16 protein-coding genes are annotated in these 22,988 nt (G+C 71.0%); 3 read left to right on the top strand and 13 right to left on the bottom strand.

What is annotated here, in order from left to right:
- A partial coding sequence (locus ABZT03_RS06185; protein WP_356034179.1) for a helix-turn-helix domain-containing protein occupies positions 1–95 on the bottom strand: 95 nt, incomplete at its 3' end.
- Between the two features lie 47 nt (positions 96–142).
- Between ABZT03_RS06185 and ABZT03_RS06180 the strand changes: the two genes are divergently transcribed.
- From ABZT03_RS06180 to ABZT03_RS06170, 3 genes are all read left to right on the top strand, one after another.
- On the top strand, positions 143–1,264 hold the full coding sequence (locus tag ABZT03_RS06180; protein ID WP_356034153.1) for an IS630 family transposase: 1,122 nt from the start codon (positions 143–145) through the stop codon (positions 1,262–1,264).
- A gap of 326 nt (positions 1,265–1,590) precedes the next feature.
- Positions 1,591–2,094: a hypothetical protein gene (locus ABZT03_RS06175; RefSeq protein ID WP_356034150.1), complete on the top strand. Its 504-nt coding sequence runs from the start codon at positions 1,591–1,593 to the stop codon at positions 2,092–2,094.
- Between the two features lie 48 nt (positions 2,095–2,142).
- Entirely contained in the window at positions 2,143–2,643 is a 501-nt protein-coding gene (locus ABZT03_RS06170) for an inorganic diphosphatase (RefSeq protein WP_356034147.1), read from the top strand.
- Positions 2,644–2,740: 97 nt separating this feature from the next.
- On the opposite strand, the gene ABZT03_RS06165 is transcribed toward ABZT03_RS06170, so the two are convergent.
- The 12 genes from ABZT03_RS06165 to ABZT03_RS06110 all read right to left on the bottom strand — a co-directional run bounded on the left by ABZT03_RS06165 (position 2,741) and on the right by ABZT03_RS06110 (position 22,886).
- Entirely contained in the window at positions 2,741–3,937 is a 1,197-nt protein-coding gene (locus tag ABZT03_RS06165) for an MFS transporter (protein WP_356034145.1), read from the bottom strand.
- A complete protein-coding gene (crcB, locus tag ABZT03_RS06160) occupies positions 3,934–4,308 on the bottom strand; it encodes a fluoride efflux transporter CrcB (RefSeq protein ID WP_356034142.1) in 375 nt (124 codons plus the stop codon). Before crcB (ABZT03_RS06160) ends, ABZT03_RS06165 begins: the two co-directional genes overlap by 4 nt.
- Before the next feature lie 22 nt (positions 4,309–4,330).
- The gene (locus ABZT03_RS06155; protein WP_356034140.1) at positions 4,331–4,678 is read right to left on the bottom strand and encodes a DUF190 domain-containing protein; all 348 of its coding nucleotides are present in this window, start codon (positions 4,676–4,678) and stop codon (positions 4,331–4,333) included.
- Positions 4,675–5,160 carry a fluoride efflux transporter CrcB gene (gene crcB, locus ABZT03_RS06150; RefSeq protein ID WP_356034137.1) on the bottom strand — a complete coding sequence of 162 codons (486 nt, stop codon included), beginning with the start codon at positions 5,158–5,160 and terminating at the stop codon, positions 4,675–4,677. Before crcB (ABZT03_RS06150) ends, ABZT03_RS06155 begins: the two co-directional genes overlap by 4 nt.
- A 345-nt stretch (positions 5,161–5,505) precedes the next feature.
- A complete protein-coding gene (locus ABZT03_RS06145) occupies positions 5,506–6,273 on the bottom strand; it encodes an alpha/beta hydrolase (RefSeq protein WP_356034135.1) in 768 nt (255 codons plus the stop codon).
- Between the two features lie 55 nt (positions 6,274–6,328).
- Entirely contained in the window at positions 6,329–9,619 is a 3,291-nt protein-coding gene (locus tag ABZT03_RS06140) for an alpha-N-acetylglucosaminidase TIM-barrel domain-containing protein (protein WP_356034131.1), read from the bottom strand.
- Positions 9,620–9,662: 43 nt separating this feature from the next.
- Positions 9,663–11,822: a GDSL-type esterase/lipase family protein gene (locus ABZT03_RS06135; protein ID WP_356034127.1), complete on the bottom strand. Its 2,160-nt coding sequence runs from the start codon at positions 11,820–11,822 to the stop codon at positions 9,663–9,665.
- Positions 11,823–11,888: 66 nt separating this feature from the next.
- Positions 11,889–13,121 carry an SGNH/GDSL hydrolase family protein gene (locus tag ABZT03_RS06130; protein WP_356034125.1) on the bottom strand — a complete coding sequence of 411 codons (1,233 nt, stop codon included), beginning with the start codon at positions 13,119–13,121 and terminating at the stop codon, positions 11,889–11,891.
- The gene (locus tag ABZT03_RS06125) at positions 13,121–16,783 is read right to left on the bottom strand and encodes a beta-galactosidase (RefSeq protein WP_356034122.1); all 3,663 of its coding nucleotides are present in this window, start codon (positions 16,781–16,783) and stop codon (positions 13,121–13,123) included. Before ABZT03_RS06125 ends, ABZT03_RS06130 begins: the two co-directional genes overlap by 1 nt.
- Complete coding sequence (locus ABZT03_RS06120) at positions 16,780–18,636, bottom strand: glycoside hydrolase domain-containing protein (RefSeq protein WP_356034120.1); 1,857 nt, start codon at positions 18,634–18,636, stop codon at positions 16,780–16,782. The genes ABZT03_RS06125 and ABZT03_RS06120 overlap by 4 nt, the downstream gene beginning before the upstream one ends.
- A 98-nt stretch (positions 18,637–18,734) precedes the next feature.
- Positions 18,735–21,755, bottom strand: coding sequence for a TIM-barrel domain-containing protein (locus ABZT03_RS06115; protein WP_356034117.1), 3,021 nt, complete (start codon positions 21,753–21,755; stop codon positions 18,735–18,737).
- Between the two features lie 231 nt (positions 21,756–21,986).
- On the bottom strand, positions 21,987–22,886 hold the full coding sequence (locus tag ABZT03_RS06110; RefSeq protein WP_356034115.1) for a sugar isomerase: 900 nt from the start codon (positions 22,884–22,886) through the stop codon (positions 21,987–21,989).
- Between the last annotated feature and the right edge of the window lie 102 nt (positions 22,887–22,988).

The following is a 22,988-nucleotide window of genomic DNA, read 5'->3' as shown; positions in this document are numbered from 1 at the left end:
CGCACACATCCGAAGGTGCGCGACAGCTCAGCCGCCTGCACATCCGTCGGATAGAAACGGTACTTGAACGCCCGCTTCACATGGTTTGCGGTCACGCCCGCAAACTAGTGTCCTGCGTCAGTAGTTGATCGTTAGAAGTTGTATGACTTCTGCTGCTGGTGCGTCAGTTCCTCGTCGGGGCCCGAAGCTGGAACCGTTGCTGCTGTCTGATGACGAGCGGGCGGTGTTGGAGCGGTGGACGCGTCGGGCGACATCTGCCCAGGCGCTGGCCCTGCGGGCGCGGATTGTGCTGGCGTGCGCCGGGCCGCAGGTGCCGCCGGTCGTCGCGGTCGCCCGGGAGCTTCGGGTGACCGCGGACACCGTCCGCAAGTGGCGGCGGCGCTTCCTCGCCGAGCGGCTGGATGGTCTGGCCGATGAGCCGCGGCCGGGCCGGCCGCCCACCATCAGCGTCGACCAGGTGGAAGAGGTCGTGGTCACCACCCTGGAACGACTGCCGAAGAACGCCACCCACTGGTCCCGGAAATCGATGGCCGAGCACAGTGGTCTGTCGAAGTCCACGGTCGGCCGGATCTGGCGGCAGTTCCAGCTCAAGCCGCACCTGGCGGACACCTTCAAGCTGTCGACGGACCCGTTGTTCATCGAGAAGGTCTACGACGTCGTCGGCCTCTATTTCAACCCGCCTGAGGGCGCTGTGGTGCTCTCGGTGGACGAGAAGTCGCAGATCCAGGCCCTGGACCGGTCCCAGCCCGTGCTGCCGATAATGTCGGGCATGCCCGAGCGGCGCACCCACGACTACGTCCGCAACGGCCTCACCACCCTGTTCGCCGCCTTCGACGTCGCCACCGGCGAAGTCATCACCGCCCTGCACCGCCGGCACCGGGCCGTGGAGTTCAAGAAGTTCCTGATCCGCATCGACAAGACGGTGCCCGCACACCTGCAGGTCCACCTGATCGTGGACAACTACGGCACCCACAAAACACCGGCGATCAAGGCCTGGCTGGCCAAACACCCGCGCTTCGAGCTGCACTTCACCCCGACCGGCTCCTCCTGGATCAACCAGGTCGAGCGATGGTTCGGCTACCTCGCCCACCAGATGATCCGCCGCGGCGCACACAAGAACATCCAGGCTCTCGAAGCCGACATCCGTACCTGGGTCAAGGACTGGAACGAAGACCCCAAGCCGTTCATCTGGACCAAGACAGCCGAAGAGATCCTCGACTCCCTCGCCCGCTTCTGCCGACGGATCTCTGGCGCAGGACACTAGCGCCACTACTGGACAGGACCAAACCTGCGGGTCAGAGCACCGTGATTCGCCCTGGCGGCGAATCCCGGCTCCCTGCCCTGCTCCGCAGGAGTCCGATCCCTCCCCGGCCTGAAGGCCGGGGTTTCCTCGGAGGTATCCGATGAACGGCACCAGACGGACCCACCCGTCCGGCCACTCGGATGCATCGGTGCGCTGCCCCAGAACCGGGCGAGGAGCACACTGGAGAAGTGCACCGCCGCTCGTGGTGCGCCGGTGATGGGGCTCACCGCAACCGCGGAGGCGTCCGCTGACAGTCCCTGGTCCAGCGATGCTGACCAGGAGGACCCATGCCCGCACCCTCGCCCCGCACCGGCGCAGCCTTCCGACGCCGCGCCCTCGTCCTCCTCATTCGCCTGCGAGCCGCCCCCACGCCCGCCCCCCTGCCGCGCACGGTCCAGAGGCGCATGCTGCTCGCGGTGCTGGAGGACGCGCTGACGGCGCAGCGGCCCGCCGACGCCGCGGTGGCCGCGTGCGGGGCGCCCGGCCCCGTCTGCGGGGAGGCCGCCCGGGACTGCGGCCGGGCGAGTTCCGCCTTCGTCCATCTGCGGGCCCGGTTGCGGGACCTGCCGCTCACCGACCTCGACCTTGTCCGGGCGCGGGCGTACGCGGGGCGGCTGCTCGCCTACGACCAGTGGATGGTGCGTCAGTCGGCGGACCTGGCCTTCTCCGTGCACCCGGACGCCCGTACCGAGGCGGCCCGGCGGCAGCTGAACGGTCTGGGGCGGCCGGCCGACGACCTGCGTCGGCTGTGCGAGTCCCTCAAGGCGGACACAGCCTGCGAGGCGGGTTGATCGAAACGCCCTTACGCTCCCGGGACATCGACGAGGCAAGGAGGCGTCATGGAGTTCGACGTGATCGTGGAGATCCCGCAGGGGTCCCGGAACAAGTACGAGATGGACCACGAACTGCACCGCATCCGCCTGGACCGGCTGCTGTTCACCTCGACGAGGTACCCGGCCGACTACGGCTACATCGACCACACCCTCGGCGGTGACGGGGATCCCCTCGACGCCCTGGTGATGGTCGGGGAGCCGACCTTCCCCGGCTGCACCATCGAGTGCAGGGCCGTCGGCATGTTCGTGATGAGGGACGAACAGGGCCCGGACGAGAAGATCCTGTGCGTGCCGGCCCACGATCCGCGCTGGGCGCAGGTGCGGGACATCGGCGACATCCCCTCCTTCGACCAGTTGGAGATCACCCACTTCTTCGAGGTCTACAAGGACCTGGAGCCCGGCAAGTCCGTCGAAGGCTCCCACTGGGAGGGACGGGAGCAGGCGTACGCGGAGATCGAGGCGTCCCGCAGGCGGGCCGCGGACAGGTCCACGAGGAAGCCCGCGTGACCGTGCCGGGCACGCTGCTCCCGTCGCCACACGGCGAAGGGTACGGGCGGGGCACGCCCCCGACGGGTGGCGTGCCCCGCCCGGGGCTCTCCCGCGATCAGCGCCAGGTGGCTCGCGTAACGGCCAACAGCACCAGAGCGAGGACCTGGACGGCGACCACCACCGTGATCAGCACCGGGATCGAGTAGCCGTACAAGCCGCCGGTCAGCGCCCCACCGGCGAGGCTTGCCGCGCCGACGACACCGGCGAACAGGCCGTAGGCGGTCGCCCGGCGTCCGCTGGGCACCAGGTCCGCGACCACGGCGCGCAGGGTGGACTCCTGGATGCCCAGGGCCGCGCCCCACACCAGGGATCCGACCACCGCGATCGCGACCGTGTTCGTGAACGCCAGTACCGCGACGGCCGCGGTCAGGGGCGGCAGTGCCATCAGCACGCGAGCGCCGTGGCGGTCGTACAGCCACCCGGTGGCGAGTGCGGCGAGCGCGTCGACGGCCATGGCGGCGGCGTACAGCACCGGCACCCAGGCCGCTGCCATCAGGTGCCGCTCGACCAGGTGGTAGGACAGCACGCCGAAGGTGGCGAACCCGGCGGTGGTGGCTGCGGTGAAGGCCGCGTACGTCCAGAACGCGGTGGGCAGCGGGCCGTCCGTCGCGGGTAGGGCTTCGGGGGCGGCCATCTCCCGCTCGTACGCCTCCGGGTCGGGCACCCGGGCCCGCAGCCACACCAGCAGCCCCAGCACCGCGACACCCGGGATGGCGAGCACACCGAGCGCGGGTCCGTAGTCGCCGCCGGTGATCGCCAGCACGCCCGCGACGACGAGCGGCCCGACCAGAGCCCCGACCTGGTCCATCGCCTCGTGCACGGCGAAACCGCGTCCGCGTCCCGTGGCGGCGGTGGCGTGCGACAGCATCGTGTCCTTGGCCGGTGAGCGCACCGCCTTGCCCACCCGCTCGGCGACCACCAGCGCGCACGCCGCCCACAACGCCCCGACCACCCCCAGCAGCGGTACGGAGACCACCGTCAGGGCGTATCCGGCGATCGCCAGGCCCCAGAAGCGGCGGGTGCGGTCCGCCAGCGGGCCGGAGACCAGCCGCAGGCCCAGCGCCGCCGCCTCGCCGGCTCCCGTCACCACGCCCACCAGCAGCGCCGACGCGCCCAGCGAGGCCAGCAGCGGGCCGGTGATCGAGCGCGCGCCCTCGTACACGAAGTCCGCGAGCAGGCTGACCGTGCCGAACCAGATCACGAACCGCCACGGCCGCATCCCGGCCGGCTGCCGGGCGGAAGCGCTCGTCACATCCACAGCGCCTCGGCGAGGGCCACCCCGACGAACACGGCGCCCAGTCCGGCGACCACGCTCGCGATCACGTTGGCGGCGGCGAAGAACCGCGCCCCGTCCTCGGCCAGCCGCAGCGTCTCGTAGGAGAACGTCGAGTATGTCGTCAGCGCCCCGCACAGCCCGGTGCCCAGCAGCAGTTGCACGTGCGAGGAGGCGGCACCGGCCACCACCGCCCCGCTCAGCAGGCCGAGCACGAAGCTGCCCACGACGTTCACGGTGAAGGTGCCCCACGGGAAGACGGTGTCGTGCCGCATCTGTACGGCACGGTCGGTCAGGTAGCGCAGCGGAGCTCCCATCGCGCCGCCGACGACGACCAGCAGCCAGTTCACGCCGTGTGCCTCCTGCCCGCGTTCACGCCTCGTGTCCCCTGCCCACGTACCTGATGACCTCGCAGTCGTCGAGGATCACCAGTCCCTCGCCCACGAGTTCGTCCAGCTGCGGCAGGAAGGCGCGCACCCGCTCCTCGTCGTCCACGATCACGATCGCCACCGGCAGGTCCTCGCTCAGCGACAGCAGCCGCGAGGTGTGGATCAGCGACGACGCCCCGAAGCCCTCGATGCCCCGGAAGACGGAGGCGCCCGCCAGTCCGGCCCGGTGCGCGCGGTGCACGATCTCCGAGTACAGCGGCTTGTGGTGCCAGGTGTCGTTCTCGCCGATGAAGACCGTCACCCGCAGGGCCCTGCCCGTCAGCCTCGTCATCCCTGCCTCCAAGCCAGAACGCGGCGCGTCGCGGTCACCGCGAGCCATACGGCGGCGAGCGCCGCCAGCAACGTCGCCGCGAGATAGGTCAGACCGGTGCGGGCGTGGCCCGCGTCCACGAGTTTCTGGATGTCGACGGCGTACGTCGAGAAGGTCGTGAAGCCGCCCAGCACACCGGTGCCGAAGAACGGACGCACCAGCCGGTGGGCTGCCCACACATCCGTGATCACCACCATGAACACGCCGATCACCGCGCAGCCGGCGACGTTGATCCACAGCGTGGTCCACGGGAACGCCCCCGCCGCGGCCGGCCACAGAAGTGTCGCCCCGTAGCGGGCGCAGGCCCCGGCGGCTCCGCCGAGCGCCACCACCGCCACGATCGGCCCCTGCCCCCGCCAGGACCGCGGTCGCTGGGCAGGCACACGCACGTCGACATCGGGGTCCGTGGGTTCGCCCACCGCCTGGGACTTCCGGGCTGTCATGAACGCGCGTCTCCTACTCGCCGGGGCCCACTCGCACTCGGGCACACACCACTGCAAGTAGGGACTGTTGGCGGCAACGGTGCCGCGGTTCGGGTACGGCGAGCCCCACCGCCGTCGGCAGTCACCATGAACGACCGCCGAGGACAGACTAACCCCACGGGTCCCACAGCTGACAGCTACCTGCCCGGCCCACGGTCGTGCGGCTGCTCGGCGACGACCGGCCGCGCGCCCTCGCCGGATCGGCCGGCCCGGGCACCGCTGCGCCTTCGTGCTCGTCCGCACCGCACCGGGCCCGCCCGGGGTTGCGGCGCCCGGCCGGCGAGCCGGGCGCCGCGACCGCGGACGTCAGGCCGGGGAGGTGGTCGGCCGGCCGAGGTGCCGGGCGAAGAACCGGACCGCGCTGTCGGCCTCGAACCGGGGCAGCTCCTTGTGCCTGCCCGAGTTCACGTGCAAGGACTTCTCCTTCGAGGCGAAGGCGTCGAACAGCGCGAGACCTTCCTCGCGGGAGATGTGCTCGTCGTCCCACTGCAGATCGAACTCGATCGGGACGGTGATCCGCTTCGCCTTCTCGGCCAGGGCGTCGGGCCAGTGCTGGCCGAAGACCGCGGCGGTGATCCTGGGTTCGTTCGCCACGAACGGGATGCCGATCGCGGTGCCCATGTTGATGCCCCAGAAGCCGACCGGCCCGTCGGTGCCGATCTCCGGGAGTTCCTGGAGGGCGTCCAGGGTCGCCTGGTACTCGGGTACGGCGAGCTCCGCCAGGTGCGCGTTGTAGCGCACGACGATCGGGCCTTCCGGCTCGCCCGCCGCGCGCGCCCGGAAGAGCTCGGCGATCTCCGCCTCGTCGTGCGTCGTGCGCGGCCGGTCGCCGTGACCGGGCGCGTCGATGACGGCGACGTGCGAGCCGCAGCCGGTCACGAGGAGACGGGCGCGGCCGGACATCGCCGGATGCTTCTTGTGGTGGCCGCCCCCGTGGGCCATCAGGACCAGGGGCGCGCGATCGGCCGCGCCGGAAAGCGGCGACCAGAGAACGCCGGGGACGCCGCCCACGATGAACTCGCGTTCGAGCATGCCGTTCGATGACGACTCGGCGGTGAACTGCGGAGAGCGCACAGGTGTTGCCTTTCGGGAGTGCCTTGTGGTCGAGGCGCTCCCGGCGACACCTACGTCAATCGCCGGCCGTGATGGGAAGGGGGAGCACCCACGTGGATACAGCGTTCATGGGTCTCACCTCCTCGGGCGGTGTCACGGTCGACTGAAAATACCAACCCCCGCGATCATCGCTCAACTCTTTATCCAGCCACGTCATTGCGAGTCGGGACGGGCCCTGGCCGGGTGCTCGACACCGCCCCGGGCCGGGGCGGTGTCGAGGGCCGCGGGTCAGGCGACCGTGAAGTGCTGGAACTCCGCGATCCCGCGGGTGGTGGTCCAGCCGTTCGCAGCCGTCATGAAGACGCCCACGTCCTGGGTGTCGGTGGCGCCGCCGGGCGTGGCCGTCCCGATGGTGGTCCAGGTGGTGCCGTCGGTGCTGGCCTCGCCTCTGTAGGCGGAGCCTGAACGGGTCAGTCGCAGGTACACCGGTGCGGCGTAGGTGCCGTCGATCCTGATCGAGTCGAACCTGCCGTCCTGGCCGGAGTCCCAGGACAGCACGCATCCGTTGGACGGGGTCACGGCGAGGTTGACGTATCCAGCCGCCGGTGCTGTCCTGCGAGGCGACCTTCACCGTGGCGGAGGAAGTGGTCCCGAAGGCGCCCGCCCGGTGGATGGCGCCGAACTGGTTCGTGGCGCCCCACAGGTCGGCGCCCGCTCCCTCGATGGCCAGCGCGGTTCCCGACTGGCCGAAGACGGCGTCGTTGAAGCTCGCGGTCCGGTACGGAGCCCGCACTCCGGTGCCGGCCATGAGCCGCACCGACGCCGTGGCCGATCCCCTGGGTGAGCGCGCCGAGGCGCCACTGCGGTAGGAGGCGATGGCCACGACGTCGGTCACCAGATCGGTGACCGAGCCGGTGAGCGCGATCTCGAAGGCCGCGGAGAACGTCTCGCCGGGCGCGACCGAGTCGGCGGTCACCCTCCCCACCGGCCGGGCGGTCATCCCCTCGGGCGCCTTCACGGACAGCGCCACGCCGGTGGCCGGGGCGAAGCCGTTGCGGTTGGTGAACGCCACCGTCACGGTGACGGTGCCACCCTGCGCGACCGCGCCCTCGGGGGAGGAAGCGGTCAGCGTGGCCTGGTGCGGGTCGGCCGCCAGGATGTCGTGGATGCGCCGCGCCAGCCTGTGGACGTCGCCGGTGGTCTTCGTCGGGTGGCTGTCGTGGCGGTGCGCCCAGTCGTCCTCCAGCGCGAACCAGTCGACCGTCTTCGGCGGGCGGCCCTCCTTCAGGGCCCGGGAGAGTTCGTCGAAGTACAGCTTCCAGCGGGTCAGGTAGAGGCCGCCGACCAGCCCGGACCACTCCCGGTTGGCGTAGTCGTGCAAGCCCTCCTCGCTGCTGACCCGGCCGCCCCAGGTGGTGAGGATCGAACGGGCGTCGTACTCCAGTTGGTCCTTCTCGGTCTTCGTGCCGCCCCAGGAGCGGGCGTCGGCCAGCCATCTGCCCAGCAGGTGCTGCTCGCTGGTGGCGAGCACCTTGTCCATGAGCCTCATCCAGTCCAGCCAGACGCCGGTGAGCTCGTCGAAGCGGGCGCGGTCGGCAGTGTCGTAAGCCGCCTTGATCTGCGGCAGCAGCATGCGGCTGCGGTTGGACAGCACCTGCCGGGCCACGTCCGCCAGGTCGTAGCGGTATGCCGAGTTCGCACGCAGCGCGGGCGTCACCTGGAGCAGTTCGGTCAGCGCCAGGTCGAAGGCGGTGGTGTCGTAGCGATCCGCCTCCGGTCCCCAGGCCGCGGCCTTGTTCGCGCCCAGGCTCGGGCGGGCCCCGAACAGTCCGTCGGGCGCCTCGCTCCAGGCGTCGGCGCGGGTCATACCGTACGCCGTGTCGCGGATGATCTGCCAGGCCGCGAGGGCGTGCGGGTCCGCGGCGCCGTAACGGGACACGGCGTACGAGGCGAACCAGTCGTCGAGGTCGATGGAGCCGGGCGTCCAGGCCAGGTCGGTGAGCAGGGCCAGCGCGGCGTAGTTGTTGTCGGCGGCCTCCGGCATCGCGGCGATGCCGGCCAGGGCACTGTCGTCCTTGTCCCGCCACTTCGGGTACTGCTCCACCCAGTCGGGGGCGTTGGCTCCCATCGGGGTGTGGCCCCCGAAGTTCCATATGCTGCCGAACGCGTACGGGGTGCCGCCCCAGTCGCTCTCCCGGTCGGTGACCGTGGTGTAGCGGTCCGAGAGGCCGTCGACGACGAACATGCCGCGCTTGTCGACGGCGTCGAGGATCTCCTTGCTGGGGTTGTTCTGCCAGCCGAGGATCGCCCATACGGCGCCGGGGTGGGCCTTGCGCAGCGCCGCCTCCACGGCTTTCGCGGCCTGCCCGACGGGCACGTCCCCCGGGTTGCCGCCTTCGTGCAGAAGATCCATCTTGTACATCGTGCTGTCGCCGAAGCGCTCCGACTGGGCGTGGTAGAAGGCGGCGGCGACCTGCTGGAACGCCGTCGTCCGCGGATCGAGCCAGTCGGGTCGCTTGAAGGCGCCCCAGTCGCCCTGGGACACCACCGCCGCGTCACCGCCGTTCTTCGCCACGAACGCGTCGGGTACGGTCCCGAAGTAGCCGGGCAGCACCGGGGTCATGCCCAGTTCCCGCACGCGGTCGGTGATCTTCGCCGCGAGGTCGGCGCGCCGCTCGATGAGCCGTCGGGGGATCGGCCCGCCGAATCCCGACATGTTCTGCAGCAGCCACCACGGCTGATGGGCCGGGGCCGGGATCCACGACCTCAACTCCGCGTCGGAGTAGCCGAACCGGCGGAAGGTGTCGTAGTAGACGGCGTCTGCTCCGGTGTGGACGAGGATTTCGTTGACGCCGTGCAGGGCGAGGACGTCCAGTTCCCGTTCCCACGCGTCCCAGCCGCGGTAGGGGCCGGTGTAGCCGTCGTTGGTGTCGTTGAGGGCGAACCGGTGCGGCACGTCGGCCGTCGCGGTGATCTCCGTGTCGGGGGCGGGCAGCAGTCCGGGCAGGTCCAGCTGTTCGCCGTTCCAGGAGATGTCGGCCCGTGCCACCCGCCGGAGGTAGGCGTGGAGCCCGGTGAGCAGCACCGCCGGGCTGGTGCCCTCCACGGTGATCGCCCCCCTGCGGCCGGTGACCCGGAAGCGGTCGGCGCTGCCGGCGGCCAGCGCGCGCAGCGCGACCTGCCGGTGGTGAGCGGGCAGCAGCCTTCGCAGCGCGACCGATGCGGGAGCCGTGTCGAAGGGCTTCGCGGCCGTGCCGGGGGCCGGGGCCGCGTGGGCGCCCGGGGGCGGGGACAGCAGCACCACACCGCCGAACGCGGCCGTTCCCGTCAGCAGACTTCTGCGGCTGAGGGGTCGATTGCCTGTCATGAACGTCCTCTCAACAGGTGCGGGATCTCGGATCGGGCGACCTTCATCGCGAAGAGGGGCCGGGGACCGCGTCGAAGGTGACCGAGGCCCCGGAGGGTGAGAAGGAGTCGAGGACCGCGGTGGTGGTCTGGCCGGGGTGGTCGAGGTTGACGGCGCTCGCGACCAGGCCCGCGTCGCCGTCGCCGCCGGCGGACGGCACGGTGGCGGCGGCGACCTGCTGCCAGGCGACGCCGTCGGCGCTGGCGTAGGCCGTGTAGGTGGTGCCGGCGCGGACGAGCCTCAGCCAGGCAGGATGGTAGGAGGAGCCGCCGCCGGCCCAGGTGTCCAGGCGGCCGTCGCCGTCGCTGTCGGTCATGAACTCCAGGCCGAACCGCGCGGACATGGTCAGCACGGCGTAGCCGCCCTTCTCCGGCGCGGTCAGATCGTTGGCGACGGCGATCCCGGCTTTTGCGGAGGGCCCGCTGCCGGTCTGTGAGACGACGCGGGCCGCGACGGAGCCGAAGGCGGGTGCGGCGCCGGGCAGATAGACGGCGGCCTTCTCGTCCTTCCAGCCGGACAGGTCCCGACCGCCGGCCCAGATGGCGAACTGGCCGCCGTTCTGGGCGTAGTGGGCGTCGTCGGTGGTCGCGGTCGTGCGATACGGCGTTTCCACACCGGAGGGGACCGGGGTGACCGTGGCGTCCACCTCGTCGGCGTCGAACCGCTGCCGGCCGCTTTGGCGGTAGGTGCTGCGCACTCCCAGCGGGTGGGAGCCCCAGGCGGTGTCGGGCCCGGGGGTGACGGTCCAGCCGACGGTGGCGCTCTGCCCGGGGTGCAGGGTGCGCAGGCGTGCGCCGCCCGCCGGTTCGGCGGACCAGCCGGCCGGGAGCTCCAGCCGGGTACGGACGTCGCCGGCCGCCGAGCTGCCCTCGTTCGTCAGCGTCGCCGTGATCCTCGTGCCCTGACCGCCGGTCTGCAGGCTCGGCCGGTACGAGGTGAGGCGGACGCGGGTCGAGGGGCAGTCGCGGGCCACGCGCAGTCCGGGGAGGTCGACGGCGTCGGCGAACGCCTTCATCCCGGTGTCGTTGGGATGCAGATGGTCACCGGAGTCGAACTCGGCGCCATACCGGGTGTGGTCGTCGGGGTCCCGTACCGCCCGGTCGAAGTCGGCGTACCCGTCGAGGACTCCGCCGGAGTCCCGGACGAACGCGTTGACCTTCTGCCTGTCCGCTTCCTCGGCCTCGGTCCACCAGTCGCCCCAGCCGCGGTACGGGACGACGGTCGCGCCGACCAGCCGCATGCCGCGGGCGTGCACGCGCCGCGCGATCTCCTTCATGCCGTCGATCACCTGATCGCCGGTGGCACCGCCCCAGCTGAGGTCGTTGACGCCCTCGAACAGGAGCACGGTACGGGCGTTCGGCTGGGACAGGACGTCGCGCTCCAGCCGGTCGAGCGCCGAGGGGTTGCCGTCCGTACCGGCGGTGATCCGGTTGCCGCTGATGCCCTCGTTCAGCACTCCGGCGGTGGTGAAGCAGCCGGACAGCCGGGCGGCGAGGTAGTCGGGCCAGCGCCGGTTGCTGTCGGCCGTGGAGGACGCCCCGTCCGTGATCGAGTCGCCGAGCGCCACGACGGAACCCGCCGCGCTGCCGCCCCGCACATCGACCCCGGTCAGGAACGGGAAGGAGGAGTCGCTTCTGGTGAAGGCGTCCGCTTCGGCGTCCCCGGCGTGGTCGCCGCCGCCGTCCGGGGTCCAGTAGACGGTCTGCAGGCCCATCCAGTGCTGGCTGATGTGGGTGAGCCGGCCCGGGAAGTACAGGCTGACCACCAGGTCACTCCGTGCGGGCACGGTGAGCCGGACCGGGTCGCCGGCCGCCTGCTCACCGGCCGGGATCGTCACCCGGCCCTTCCCGCCGAAGCTCAGCTCGCGTGGCTTCGTGACGGCGCCGCCGCCGTCACGGAGACCGACGGTCGCGTGCCCGATCGTCACCGGCTCGGTGGTGAAGTCGTTGGTCAGCCGGATGCGCACGCCCGACCCGCCCGCGCTCACCCGCACCGGTATGCGTACGGTCACCTCGGAGGTGCCCGGGTCGTACGCGGCGTGTTGCGCGGTCGCCCACGTCCCCGTCCACTTCTGCTTCTGCTTCTGCGGCTGGGTCTGTGTCCGCTGTGCCGCCCCGGCCGGCGGGGCCGCGGGGAGCAGCAGCCCTGCCAGCACGACGGCCATGCCAGCGGCCAGAGTTGCCAGTCTTCTTCTTCGGTGTCCCACCACTGCGAGCACTGCTGGTCCTCCTCAGGAGCAGCCCCGGCCCAGGCCGAGCGAGGTCAGGTCGACGGAGTCGGCGAAGGCGCGCATGCCGGCGTCGTTGGGATGCAGATGGTCGCCGGAGTCGTACGCGGGGCCGAGCCGCTGCGGGTCGGCCGGATCGCGTACCGCCCGGTCGAAGTCGGCGTAGTCGTCGAAGACCCCGCCGGAGTCCCGGACGAAGGCGTTGACGTGCTGCCGCCGGGCTTCGCGTTCCTCGGTCCAGCCGCCCCAGGTGAAGTCCTTGTAGGGGGTGATCGTGGCGCCGACGACCCGCATACCGCGCTGGTGGGCCCGGTCGGCGATGGTCCTCATCCCGGCGATGATCTGCTCCGCACCGGCTCCGCCGAGGTCGTTGATCCCCTCGAAGAGGAGCAGGGTCCGGGCCCCCGGCTGGGACAGCGCGTCCCGTTCGAGACGGTCCAGCGCGGAGGGGTTGGTCTCGCTCCCGGCGGTGATCCGGTTGCTGGTGATGCCCGCGTTGAGCACCCCGGCGCCGGGCCGGCAGGCGTTCAGCCGCGCGGACAGCAGGTCGGGCCAGCGCCGGTTGGTGTCGGCCGTCGAGTAGGACCCGTCGGTGATCGAGTCGCCGAGCGCCACCACCGCGGCGGCGGGCGGAGCGGTCACGTCGACGCCGGAGAGGAACGGCCAGCTCGTCGTGGTCCAGGTGAAGGCGTCGCCGCCGGTGTCGGCGGCGTGGTCGCCCGCTCCGTAGTCCGTCCAGTAGACGGTCTGCTGCGCCCACCAGTGGTCGGTGATGTGCGTGACCTGGCCGGACAGATAGAGGCTGACCACCAGGTCCGCACGGGCCGGCAGCGGGAATCGGACCGGGTCGCTGACCGCCTGGCCGCCCGCCGGGACGGTCACCTGCCGCTTCCCGCCGAACCTCAGCTCGTACGGGCGCTCGACGGTGGACCCGCCGCCGCGCAGCCCCACGGTCGCGTGACCGATCGTCACCGGGTCGCCGGCGTACGCGTTGGACAGCCGGACCCGGACCCGGGAGCCGCCGACGCTGGTGCGCACCGGCATCCGCACGGTGACCTCGGACATTCCCGAGACCTCGTAGTGCTCGCTCGGGGCGGTCGCCCAGGTTCCGGTCCAGCCGTGCCCGTCGGTCGACTGGCCGGCCCCGGCGGGCACCACGGGCCCCGCCAGGACGGCGACGAGCGCCAGCAGCAGGCTTACCGGCCAGGCGCGTGCCGCACGCGTCCCGACGGCCATCAGGAACCCCCCGTACAGCTCAGCTCGGCGTCCGCCCAGTCGGCGTGGTCGCCGGAGACATCGCCGTTCCCGTCGACCAGCAGATCCAGCCAGCGGGCGCCGGAAACGGCCACGTCGACGGCGGTGCCGCCGTCGGAGCCGGAGACGGCCGGGGTGGTGGCGAGGGTGCGGCCGTCGGCGACCACCTGGAAGGAGACGCTGCCGCCGTCTCCGACCTCGTCGTCCAGCCCGGCGACGGCGGTGAACCGGGTGCAGCCGCCGCCGAGATAGACCCGGACCTGGCTGTTCGCGTGCACGCCGAGGCCCTTGTCGTAGGTGGCTCCGCCGATGGTGAGGGTGTGTCCGTCACCCGCGGCGGCCTCGCCGTTGGACAGGTCCTTCTCGACGGGGCCCCAGCCGTTGACCGCCTTGACCAGGGTCAGATCGCTGACATACGCGTCCTTGGAGAGCCCTGGCGGCGGCACTTGCACGGCCCGCTGCCCGGTGACGCTCCTGGGCCGACCAGCCTGTCGCAGCCCGGCGGTCGCCGTCAGCACGGCGTAGTGCACCGGGTCGGCGGGCGGGGTCACGGTGTAGACCGCGGTCACCGACGCGCCGGGCCGGACCCGGTCGAAGCGGGTGGCTCCACCGGCTGCCACGGTCCAGCCGTCCGGGACGGTCAGGGACAACGTGACGTCACGGGCGGTGGGGGCGTCCTTCGGGACGGTGAGGGAGACGGGGACCCTGGTGGCCGTGCCGGTGCTCAGGAACGGCTCGGCGTCCACGGCGATCCGGGCGCCGGCGACCGCAATGGCGTAGGTCTTCGCGTCGTACGAAGGTGCGGCCACCGTGCGCACCGTGATCCCGCCGGCCGTCGCGCCGAGGTCGACGAGTTTCGCCGAACCGGGCCCGGCGGCCCTGCCGGTGGACCACACCGCGAGCGCGATGGTGTTGTCGCCCTGCTCGCGCAGGATGCCCTTCGGGATGACGAAGCGTGTCTGGGGTCCGGTGGCGGGCAGGAAGCGTCCTATCAGCCAGCCGTTGACGAAGATCTGGGCGCGGTACGCCTTGCTGTCGCCCTCGGCCTGCGCCAGGTCCAGCGCGATCGCGTTGTCCTGCCCCTTCGGCAGATCGAGTGTCGCGCGGGTCCGGTACCACCGCACACCCGGTGCGGTCGCTGCGGACCGGGCGTGCAGGGTGGTGCGCTTCCAGTCGCCGTCCGGGTACCCGGGCAGGGACCAGCCGGCCCGTTCTCCGTACAACCCGCCGTTGTTGTACGGGCCGCGTGCGGTGTCGACGGGGTTCTCGCCGCCCCGGCTGCCCTGGATCCTCCAGGTGAGGGTGGAGGCCCCGCCGATCACCTCGGCGCCGAGCAGGCCGCGCGGCTCCTTGGAGTAGTCGTGGCCCCATTCCTCGTTGTGGCCCGCGTTCTCGGCGAGGACGGCGAGGACGTTGTCCCCGCTGCCCTTGAGGGTGCCCGCCGGAATGCCGAAGGTGTGCGCGCCGTCGCCGGAGCTGCCGAGGTAGCGGCCGTTGAGCCAGACCGCGTACTGGCCGGTGGGCCCCGTGTCGGCGTTCAGCGCGAGCGCGGTCGCGGCGCCGGTGGTCCTGAACCGGCCCCGGTACCAGACGTCGCCGTGGTGGTAGCCGTACTCGTCCATCGCGAGCACCGGCAGCGAGCCGTCGAGCGCGGGGTTGTTCGCGGTGAGGCGGGTGGCCGTGGTCCAGGCGGAGTCGTCGAAGTCCGGGGCGGATTCCGGGGCTTCCTCCTGGTACTTCCACGCTGACAGCCGGGGAAGCCGGACCGGGCTCGGTGCTCCGGTGACGGTGGTCCTGCGGCCGTTCCAGGTGACCTTCCTCGCGTCCGCGATGACCTCGATCTTCCCGGCCCTGTCGGAGTCGCCCGTCAACTTGAGTGTGCCACCGCTGACTTCGGCCGTACGCACCAGGGACGGGCCGCGTACCAGCACCGGCCCGGCGGAGGTGTCCTGCCGCCACCAGCGGGCGGTCTCGGCGACGTCGGCGATCAGCAGGTCCAGGCCGTCGACCCGCACCCTGGCCAGGCCCTTGTGGGTGTAGTCCAGCCGCAGGTCGCCGCGTTCGGCGTCCCAGGTGGTGGTGACGTCGCCGTCCAGCACCTTCACCCGGGGCCGCTTCGCGTACCGCAGCACGGTCTCGCCGGCCTCCCCCGCGCGTCCGTACAGCAGGGCCACCTCACGGCCGGCGATGGCGGCGTGCGTCATGATCTCCGAGGTGGAGTACACCAGCCGCTGGTCGCCCAGGTCGTAGCCGGCGACGAGGAGTTTCGCGTCCCTGCCGTCGACTGTGATGGCGCCCTTCTGCGGGACGCGCGGATAGTGGCCGTCGGCTCCCGAGAGGAACAGCGTCGTCTCGTCCCTGTCCGTCACCCTGGTGTCGGCGTGCCGGACGGTGAGGAACTGAGTGCCGTCGTCGGGGTTCACGCGCCGGTCGACGCGCAGCGCGTCGACCGACGGGGTGGGCGCCTCGGCCTTGTCGGTGCGTGCCAGCGAGCCCACCGAGTTCACGAAGTACCCGAGGCGCTTGAACTCCTGGTACTTGTCGGTGAGTTGCCGGGACTCGTTGATCGGTGCGCCGTAGTCGTACGACGTGTAGACGGCGTTCGGGTCGGCGAGCCAGCCCCAGTTGGTGCCGCCGTACGTCATGTAGAAGGACTGACCGGTGACTCCGGCGGCGATGTTCATCTTGCCGAAGACCCGGGTGAAGTCGGTGCCGGTGAGTTTCGCGCAGTCCTGGTAACCGGTGCCGCCCCACGGGTCGAAGGCGCCGCCCTGCGCCTCCGGGATGATCAGGGGCGATCCGGGCTTCCACTCCTTCACGTAGGAGTAGTCGGGGAGGTTGTTCCACGCGTCGGGGTTCTTGCAGTCGAAGCCCTGCGGGTAGGCGTCGAAACCGTAGATGTCGGGGGCGCCCCTGCCGCTCACCCAGTTCTGGTTGGCGCCGCCGTCGTTCACGAAGGTCGGCACGTCGATGCCGTCCTGCTCGGCCCAGTCGATGAGCGTCTGCATGTAGTCGGCGTCGTGACGCCCGCCCTGGTACTCGTTCTCGACCTGGTACAGGATCACCGAGCCGGTGCCGCGGGTGAGTTGGTGGCGCGCGATGATCGGGTTGATCCGGCTCATCCACTCCCGCGCCGCCTTGAGGTACGCCGGCTCGGAGGTGCGGTTCACGCCCGCCTGGGCCGAGCGCCAGGCGGGCATGCCGCCGCCGGACACCTCGGCGTTGATGTAGGGGCCGGGCCGCGCGATCACATACAGACCCGCTCGCTCGGCCTCGTCGAGGAGCCGCTCCACGTCACGGATGCCGGTGAAGTCGTAGGAACCCGGCTTGGCGGAGTGGTAGCCCCAGTCGAAGTACAGGGAGACCGCGTTGAAGCCGCCCGCCTTGATCTTCTGCAGTACGTCACGCCAGGCGTCCGGGCTGGGCAGCCGGAAGTAGTGCAACTCGGCGCCCCAGAGGTAGAGGGGCTTGCCGTCGACCCGCACGGAGTACCGGTCGTAGGTCACCGTGTGCCGTTTGCCCGTCGGGGTCACCGCCCGGGCCTCGCCCTGGGCCGGTGACACCGCTGCCGTGGCGGCGGGAGCGGTCAGGGACATGGCGAGTAGGACCGTGGCGAGCAGCAGGGATCTTCCGCGCCCCCTCATGACGTCAGCCCCTTCACCACGACCGCCCGCGCGGCCTCGATGTCGGTCACGTCCTTTGTCCGGCCGTCCACGTTCCGGGTGGCCCGGGTGAGGGCCTCGGTGAGGGCGGCGCTGTCGCCGCCGTCCTTCGTACGGAGCTCTGTGATGAGCTCGTAGTCCTCGATCCCCTCCTTCAGCTGCTCCCAGCGGATGCTGGACATCGGCCCGTTCTTCCCCGGGTAGACGAGGTACTCGTCGCCCTGCGTGAAGATGTGCACCGGCTGCTTGAAGGGGTCGCTGGTCCAGCTGTTGTACGACCAGCGCAGGAACCCGTCGAGGTCGCGTTGCGCGGAGATCCACGGCAGCATCCGCGACTCGACGGCCGGGGAGTACGACAGGGTGTTGGGGTGGGCCGGCTCGCCGTACACGTAGAACGTGGTCGTCCTGCCCGCCGCGCGACGCTCGGCCGCCTTCTCCTTCGTCATCGCGTCGATGCCGCCCCAGTCCACGGACAGGTTCGACGCGACGCCCTCCGTGGTGATCGAGCCCGCGACGGAGATACGGTCGTCGAAGACCGGCGCCACCTCGTGCACGAAGTCCTTGACGATTGTCATGGTGCTGATCGGCCGCTCGTCGAAGGACAGCCAGGTGTTCTCCAGCCAGCCCTTCTTCTTCAGATGGGCCTCGAAGGCGGGCAGATACGCGCCCCAGGCCCGGCGCCATCGGTCCCCGCCCAGATCGACGTTCTCGTGGACGGTCTTCCCGGTGCGGGTGTCGGTGTAGGTGAGGTGTTCCTGGTCCTGGAACGCCAGCATCGAGAAGGCACCGATGTCGGGGCCGAGCCCGGCCTCCCTGGCGGTCTCGACGTACTTGTCCCAGCGGGCGAAGTCGAAGGCGAACCTCGATCCGTTCCACGTCCAGCCGACCATGCTGGAGTACGGCGTCGCGGTCTGCGACTGCCGGGTGCCGAGCGACCACTGGTGGTGCCAGGGGTTGTCGACGATCGTCGTGTTGATGACCTTCTGCCCGCGCGACGCCAGGTCCTGGTCGTATGCCGAGATGAGCTTCCAGTGCTCCTTCGACCACAGGTTGACCTTGTTGGCCTGTGCGATGGTCTCCGGTTGCGCCCAGACGTCGAGGAAGAACTTGTAGGCGGCGGGGGCCGGCACGGTGGGGTCCCCGACGTCGATGGTGAGCGGGTAGGTGGCCTGGGTGTCGTCGCCGACGTCGATGCGGACCGTGCCCCTGTAGGTGCCGGGCCTGGCGCTCTTCGGGATGTGGAAGGTGAACCAGAGCGGCTGGGCGGCGTACGCGGGGACGTCGAGCGAGTCGCGCTCCTCCAGTGGGTCTCCGACGACGTCCGGGTTGCGGTCGCCGGAGACCTCCTGGGCGGAACTGACCTGGTCGATGGTGGCCGACCAGTCGACCTCGCTCTTGGAGCGTTGCACGGGCACGTACTTCACGAACCGCACCTGGGTGCTGTCGCCGTCGAGCTGCGCACCGCCCGGCCCGGTCAGGTCGCCGACCTTCGCGTGCACGTCGTCGAGGCTGTGGCCGGAGGCGATGGCGATCTGCGCGGAGACCTGCTCACCGCGTACGGCGTCGAGGGCGAGGGTTTTGGTGTCCTTGCCCTGGATGGCGGTCATCGGGTAGCGCGGGACGCGGACCTCGGCGGAACTGGCGAAGGAGGCGGAGGGGATCCAGGTGATGGTGTCCCTGGTGCCCATGGCGTCGGCGACCTTCACCGTCAGCCAGGTGGTGGTGGGTCTGTGCTGGTCGTCGTCGGTGACCGCGATGACGGTGGTGGTGGTCGCGACGAGTGCGCCGGCGAGGAAGGAGGCGATGAGGGCGGGCGTGCGTGCGGGCCTTGGCATGGTGAACCCCTTTCGCAAAAGGGTCGTCGGGTGCTGCCGAAGCTGAGCGGGGGGCGCTGCCGGGCCGCGCCGGCCGGGAGCGCGGAAGGCGGTGACCGTCAGGGGGCGGTGACCGAGAAGTCGTCGAAGACGGCCTGGATCCGTTCGCCGGGGTAGTTGACGTTGACGCCCGAGGCGACCAGGCCCGCGTCGCCGGTGCCGGCGGCCGCGGCGACCGTGGCCGTGCCGACGGTGGACCAGGTGGTGCCGTCCTTGCTCGCGTACGCGGTGCAGGTCGTGCCGTCGCGCACCAGCTTGAGGTGGGCCGGGTGGTATGTCTGGCCGCCGCCCGCCCAGGTGTCGAGCTTTCCGTCGCCGTCGCTGTCGGTCATGAACTCCAGGCCGTACTTGTCCGTCATGACGAGGACCGCGTATCCGCCCTTGTCGGGGGCGGTCAGGTCGTTGGCGACGGCGATCCCAGCCTTGCCGACGGGGCTGGCGGACTGCTGCGAGACGAGGCGTGCCCGCACGGTGGCCCTCTCACCGACCACTCCGCTCTCGTAGACGGCGGCCTTCTCATCCTTCCAGCCGGACAGGTCCTGGCCGCCCGCCCAGATGGCGAACTGGTCACCGGCCTGGGCGAATTGGGCGTCGCCCGTGGTGTCCGCGGTGCGGTACGGCGCCGAGAGCGCGCCCGGCTGCGGCTTCACCTTCACGGGTATGCGGTCGGAGGCCGTCGCGCCGCCGTCGTAGGTCACCGTCCCGGTCAGGATGTGGCTGCCCCAGCGGGCGTCGGCGGGCGGGGTGACCGTCCACCGGGTGGTGAGCGTGGCGCCGGCGGCGAGCGATCTGGCGGCCGCGGCGGTGGTGGCCTTCGCGTGCCAGCCGTCGGGTGTCCCCAGCGCGGCCGTGACCCGCCGCAGCGGCCGCGAGCCCCAGTTGGTGGCCGTGGTGGTGATCTCGACGGCCTCGCCGCTGCCGGTCTCCGGCGCGTCGGGGGCGAGCAGCACGGAGGCGGCGGGGGCCCTGGTGCTCCGCAGGGCGCGCAGGGCCTTGTCGGCGTCCTTCGCCCTGAGGTTCACGAAGGCGGGGGTGACGCCCAGCGGAGCGCCGTAGCCCTTGAGGTCCTTCGGACCGCGGATCACGGTGCCCTGGTTGACGTCGTACCAGGTGCCCGGGGGCAGGTGCACGGTGCGGGTGGCCCTGTCGGCGACCTGCGGCGCGGCGAGGACGGCGGGGCCGAGCATCCACTCGTCGGAGACGGTGTAACCCGCCGTGTCCTTCGGGAAGTCGAAGAACAGCGGCCGGACGATGGGGTCACCGGTCCTCAGCGTCTGCTGCACCTGGTCCCAGATGTAGGGCGCGAGGCATTCGTGCTTCTTGATCGCCGCTCGGTAGAGGTCGATGGTCTGCTGGTCGTAGACGACCTTCTTCCCGGTGGTCACGTCGATGGTGTCCACAGGCGAGGTGGAGGAGTACATCAGCGGCATCAGCGACGCGACCTGTGCCGAGCGGATCAACACGTCCTTCTCGGGCGCTGGTTGGCCTCCGGAGCCGCCGATCATGTCGGTGGTGACGAAGGGGTAGCCGATCGTGGAGATCGCGAGGTTCTGGCTGACCGAGGCGCGCACCGAGTCCCAGCCGGTGCCTTTGTCGACCTGGCGGGTGACGAATCCGGCCCGGTGGGCCGTGGAGTCCCAGTGCACGCGGATGCCGACGCCCTGCAGGTCGAACTCGTCGGCGAGTTCGGTGCCGAGCCGCTGGTAGTCGGTCGGCTCGTAACCGTCGCGCGGGGCGCATCTGTCGTCGAAGAAGCGGGTGTCGAACTTCAGGCCGTCGATGCCGTAGTCGCTCATCAGCGCCTTGACGCGGCCCGTGTACCAGGCCCTGGCCTCCGGGTTGGCTAGGTCGATGATGCCCGCCGTTCCGTTCCACCACGTCACGGTGCAGGGTTTGGAGGTGTCGGCCGCGTCCTTGAGCAAGTAGCCCTTGTCGACCGCGAACTGGTAGTTGTCGGAGTCGAGGTTGATCCACAGGGTCGTCCAGAGCCCGAAGTCGAATCCGAGGTCGTGGATCTTCTTCGACATGGCCTTCGGGTCGGGGTAGGCCGTGGAGTCGAAGGTCAGGTTGCCGTAGTTCGACTCCCACTTGTCGTCGAGCTGGAGGGCGTGCCCTTCGAGCCCGTTGTCCTTCAGGTCGGTGGCGTAGTCGAGGACCTTCTCCTGGTCGACTTTGGTGTAGAACTGCGCCCAGGAGTTCCACACCGGCTTGGCGTACTGCTCGTACGTGGCGTCACTCTTCTCCGGCTTCCCGACGATGCCGACGTAGTCGCGGTAGACCTCCAGCGGCGTCGACTCGACGAACACGGTGGCTTTGTAAGGGTCGGCGGACTGGATGTCGAAGCGGCCGAGTCCGCCCTTCCCCTGATTGATCGACACGTCCATGACATGCCCGGTGTCGACGCGGAGCCCGGCCGAGCTGGAGGTGTACCAGAACGGGTCGATCATGTGGTACGAGGCCGGGGAGAAGGCCGGGTGGTCGACCTCGCCGCTGTCCAGCGGCCAGGGCTGGTCGGTGCCGGGGCCGCCCTGCGGGGTCTCGGCCTCACCGTGCCCGTACCAGTGCCCAGCGGAGGCCAGGTCGTAGGCCAGGCCCAGCCGGTCAGGCTCGACTCCCTCGACGTTCCAGTCGAGTTGGTAGCGGTCGGCGGCCGGGGTGAGACGCGCCTCGACGGTGGCCCGGTCGAGCGTGGTGTCGGCGGTCAGCGTCAGGACGCCCTCCTTCCAGCGCCAGCCGGTGACGTCGGTGGCGTGTTGCCACCCGCCGCCGGCCCGGAACCGTAAGGCGCCCGTGCCGCCACCCGCGGTCGAAAGGACGGGGGTGTCGGCACGTTCGGTGCTGAGGGCGAGATCGCCGTCGGTGGGTACGTCGACGGTGTAACCGGGGGTCTTCCCCGTGGCCGGTACGGACAGGGTGAGAAGGTCCGCGGTTTCGGTCACCTTCGCGGTTTCGGTCACCTTCGGCCGTGGGGCCGAATCGGCCTGGGCCGGCTGGGCCAGGGGCTCCGAGCCGAGTGAGGCGAGCGTCAGGGTCAGGGCGGCGGCACAGAGGGCGCCGAGTCTGCGGGGGTGTGCACGCACTGTTGTCCTCCAGCGGGCAAAGGCCGGGAGTCTCTGATGAGCGATGCAAGATCTTGTAGTTTTGCGCACATACTCTTGCAGGAACATTCATCTGTCAACGATGCCGTCCTTGATTCCCACGGGGTCCGTTGCCCGACGGCACCGCCGACAAAGGGCGGGCCCGCTGCTCACGGCATGAGCCGCGGGCAGCGGGCCTGGCTTCGAAGGGGTGTGAATTGCGCGTGAACGGCGTCAGGTGAGGATCACCGAACGCGTGAGATGGCGCGGGTTGTCCGGGTCGAGGCCGCGCGCCGTGCCGAGAGCCGCGGCGAGCCGCTGCACCACGACGAGGTCCGCCAGCGGATCGCGCCCGAAGGCCACCAGTCGGCCACCGGTCCGGGCGATCTCGTCCGGCAGCCCGTCGGGAATGCCGGAGGGGTCGCCGAACCACCAGGCCACCCGGCCCGGCCCGCTGACGCTGATCGGCCCGTGCCGGTACTCCATCACGGGGTACGCCTCCGTCCAGGCGCCCGCCGCCTCACGCATCTTCAGCGCCGCCTCCTGCGCGATCCCGTAGGCCCATCCCCGCCCGAGGAAGGTGAACTGCTCCGCGCCGAGGAGTTCGTCGGTCAGCGGCTCGGCGAGGGCCGCCGCCCCCTGCACCGCCAGCCGACTCAGGTCCTCCCCCAGCAGGGCCCGCAGAAACACCAGTTCAGTGGTGGCGAACCGGGTCTGCACGACCGACGTCTCGTCGGCGAACTCCAGGACGCAGGCCGCGTCCGCGAGCTCCATGACGGGGGTCGCCGGATCGGCGGTGACCGCGACGGTGGGCGTCACCCCGCGCAGCCGGCGAAGCACTTCCAGCACCTCCGTGGTGGTGCCCGACCGGGTCAGCGCCACCACCCGGTCGTAGCGTCGGCCGACCGGCATCTCGGACGCGGCGAAGGCATCGGTCTCGCCATGGCCGCGGGACTCGCGGAGCAGCGCGTAGGCGTGGGCCATGAACCACGAAGTGCCGCAGCCGACCACGGCCACGCGCTCACCGGCCCCGGGCAGTTCCGCGGCGCCTGCGGCGTCCGGCCGGCGTGCGAGCGCGACGGCGCGGTTCCAGCACTCCGGCTGGGTGGCGATCTCGGTCTCTGTCTGGTTCATGGGGGACTCCCGTCTCGGACACACCTGACGTGGTCGCGCGGTGCGGCGCCGCCTTCTCGCGGGTGCGGGCACCCAATGAGATCCGGCCCGGTGTGACCGAGT

It is taken from the genome of Streptomyces sp. NPDC005574, from assembly GCF_040605435.1.
Taxonomy (GTDB): domain Bacteria; phylum Actinomycetota; class Actinomycetes; order Streptomycetales; family Streptomycetaceae; genus Streptomyces.
This window is presented reverse-complemented; position numbering and strand designations above follow the sequence as displayed.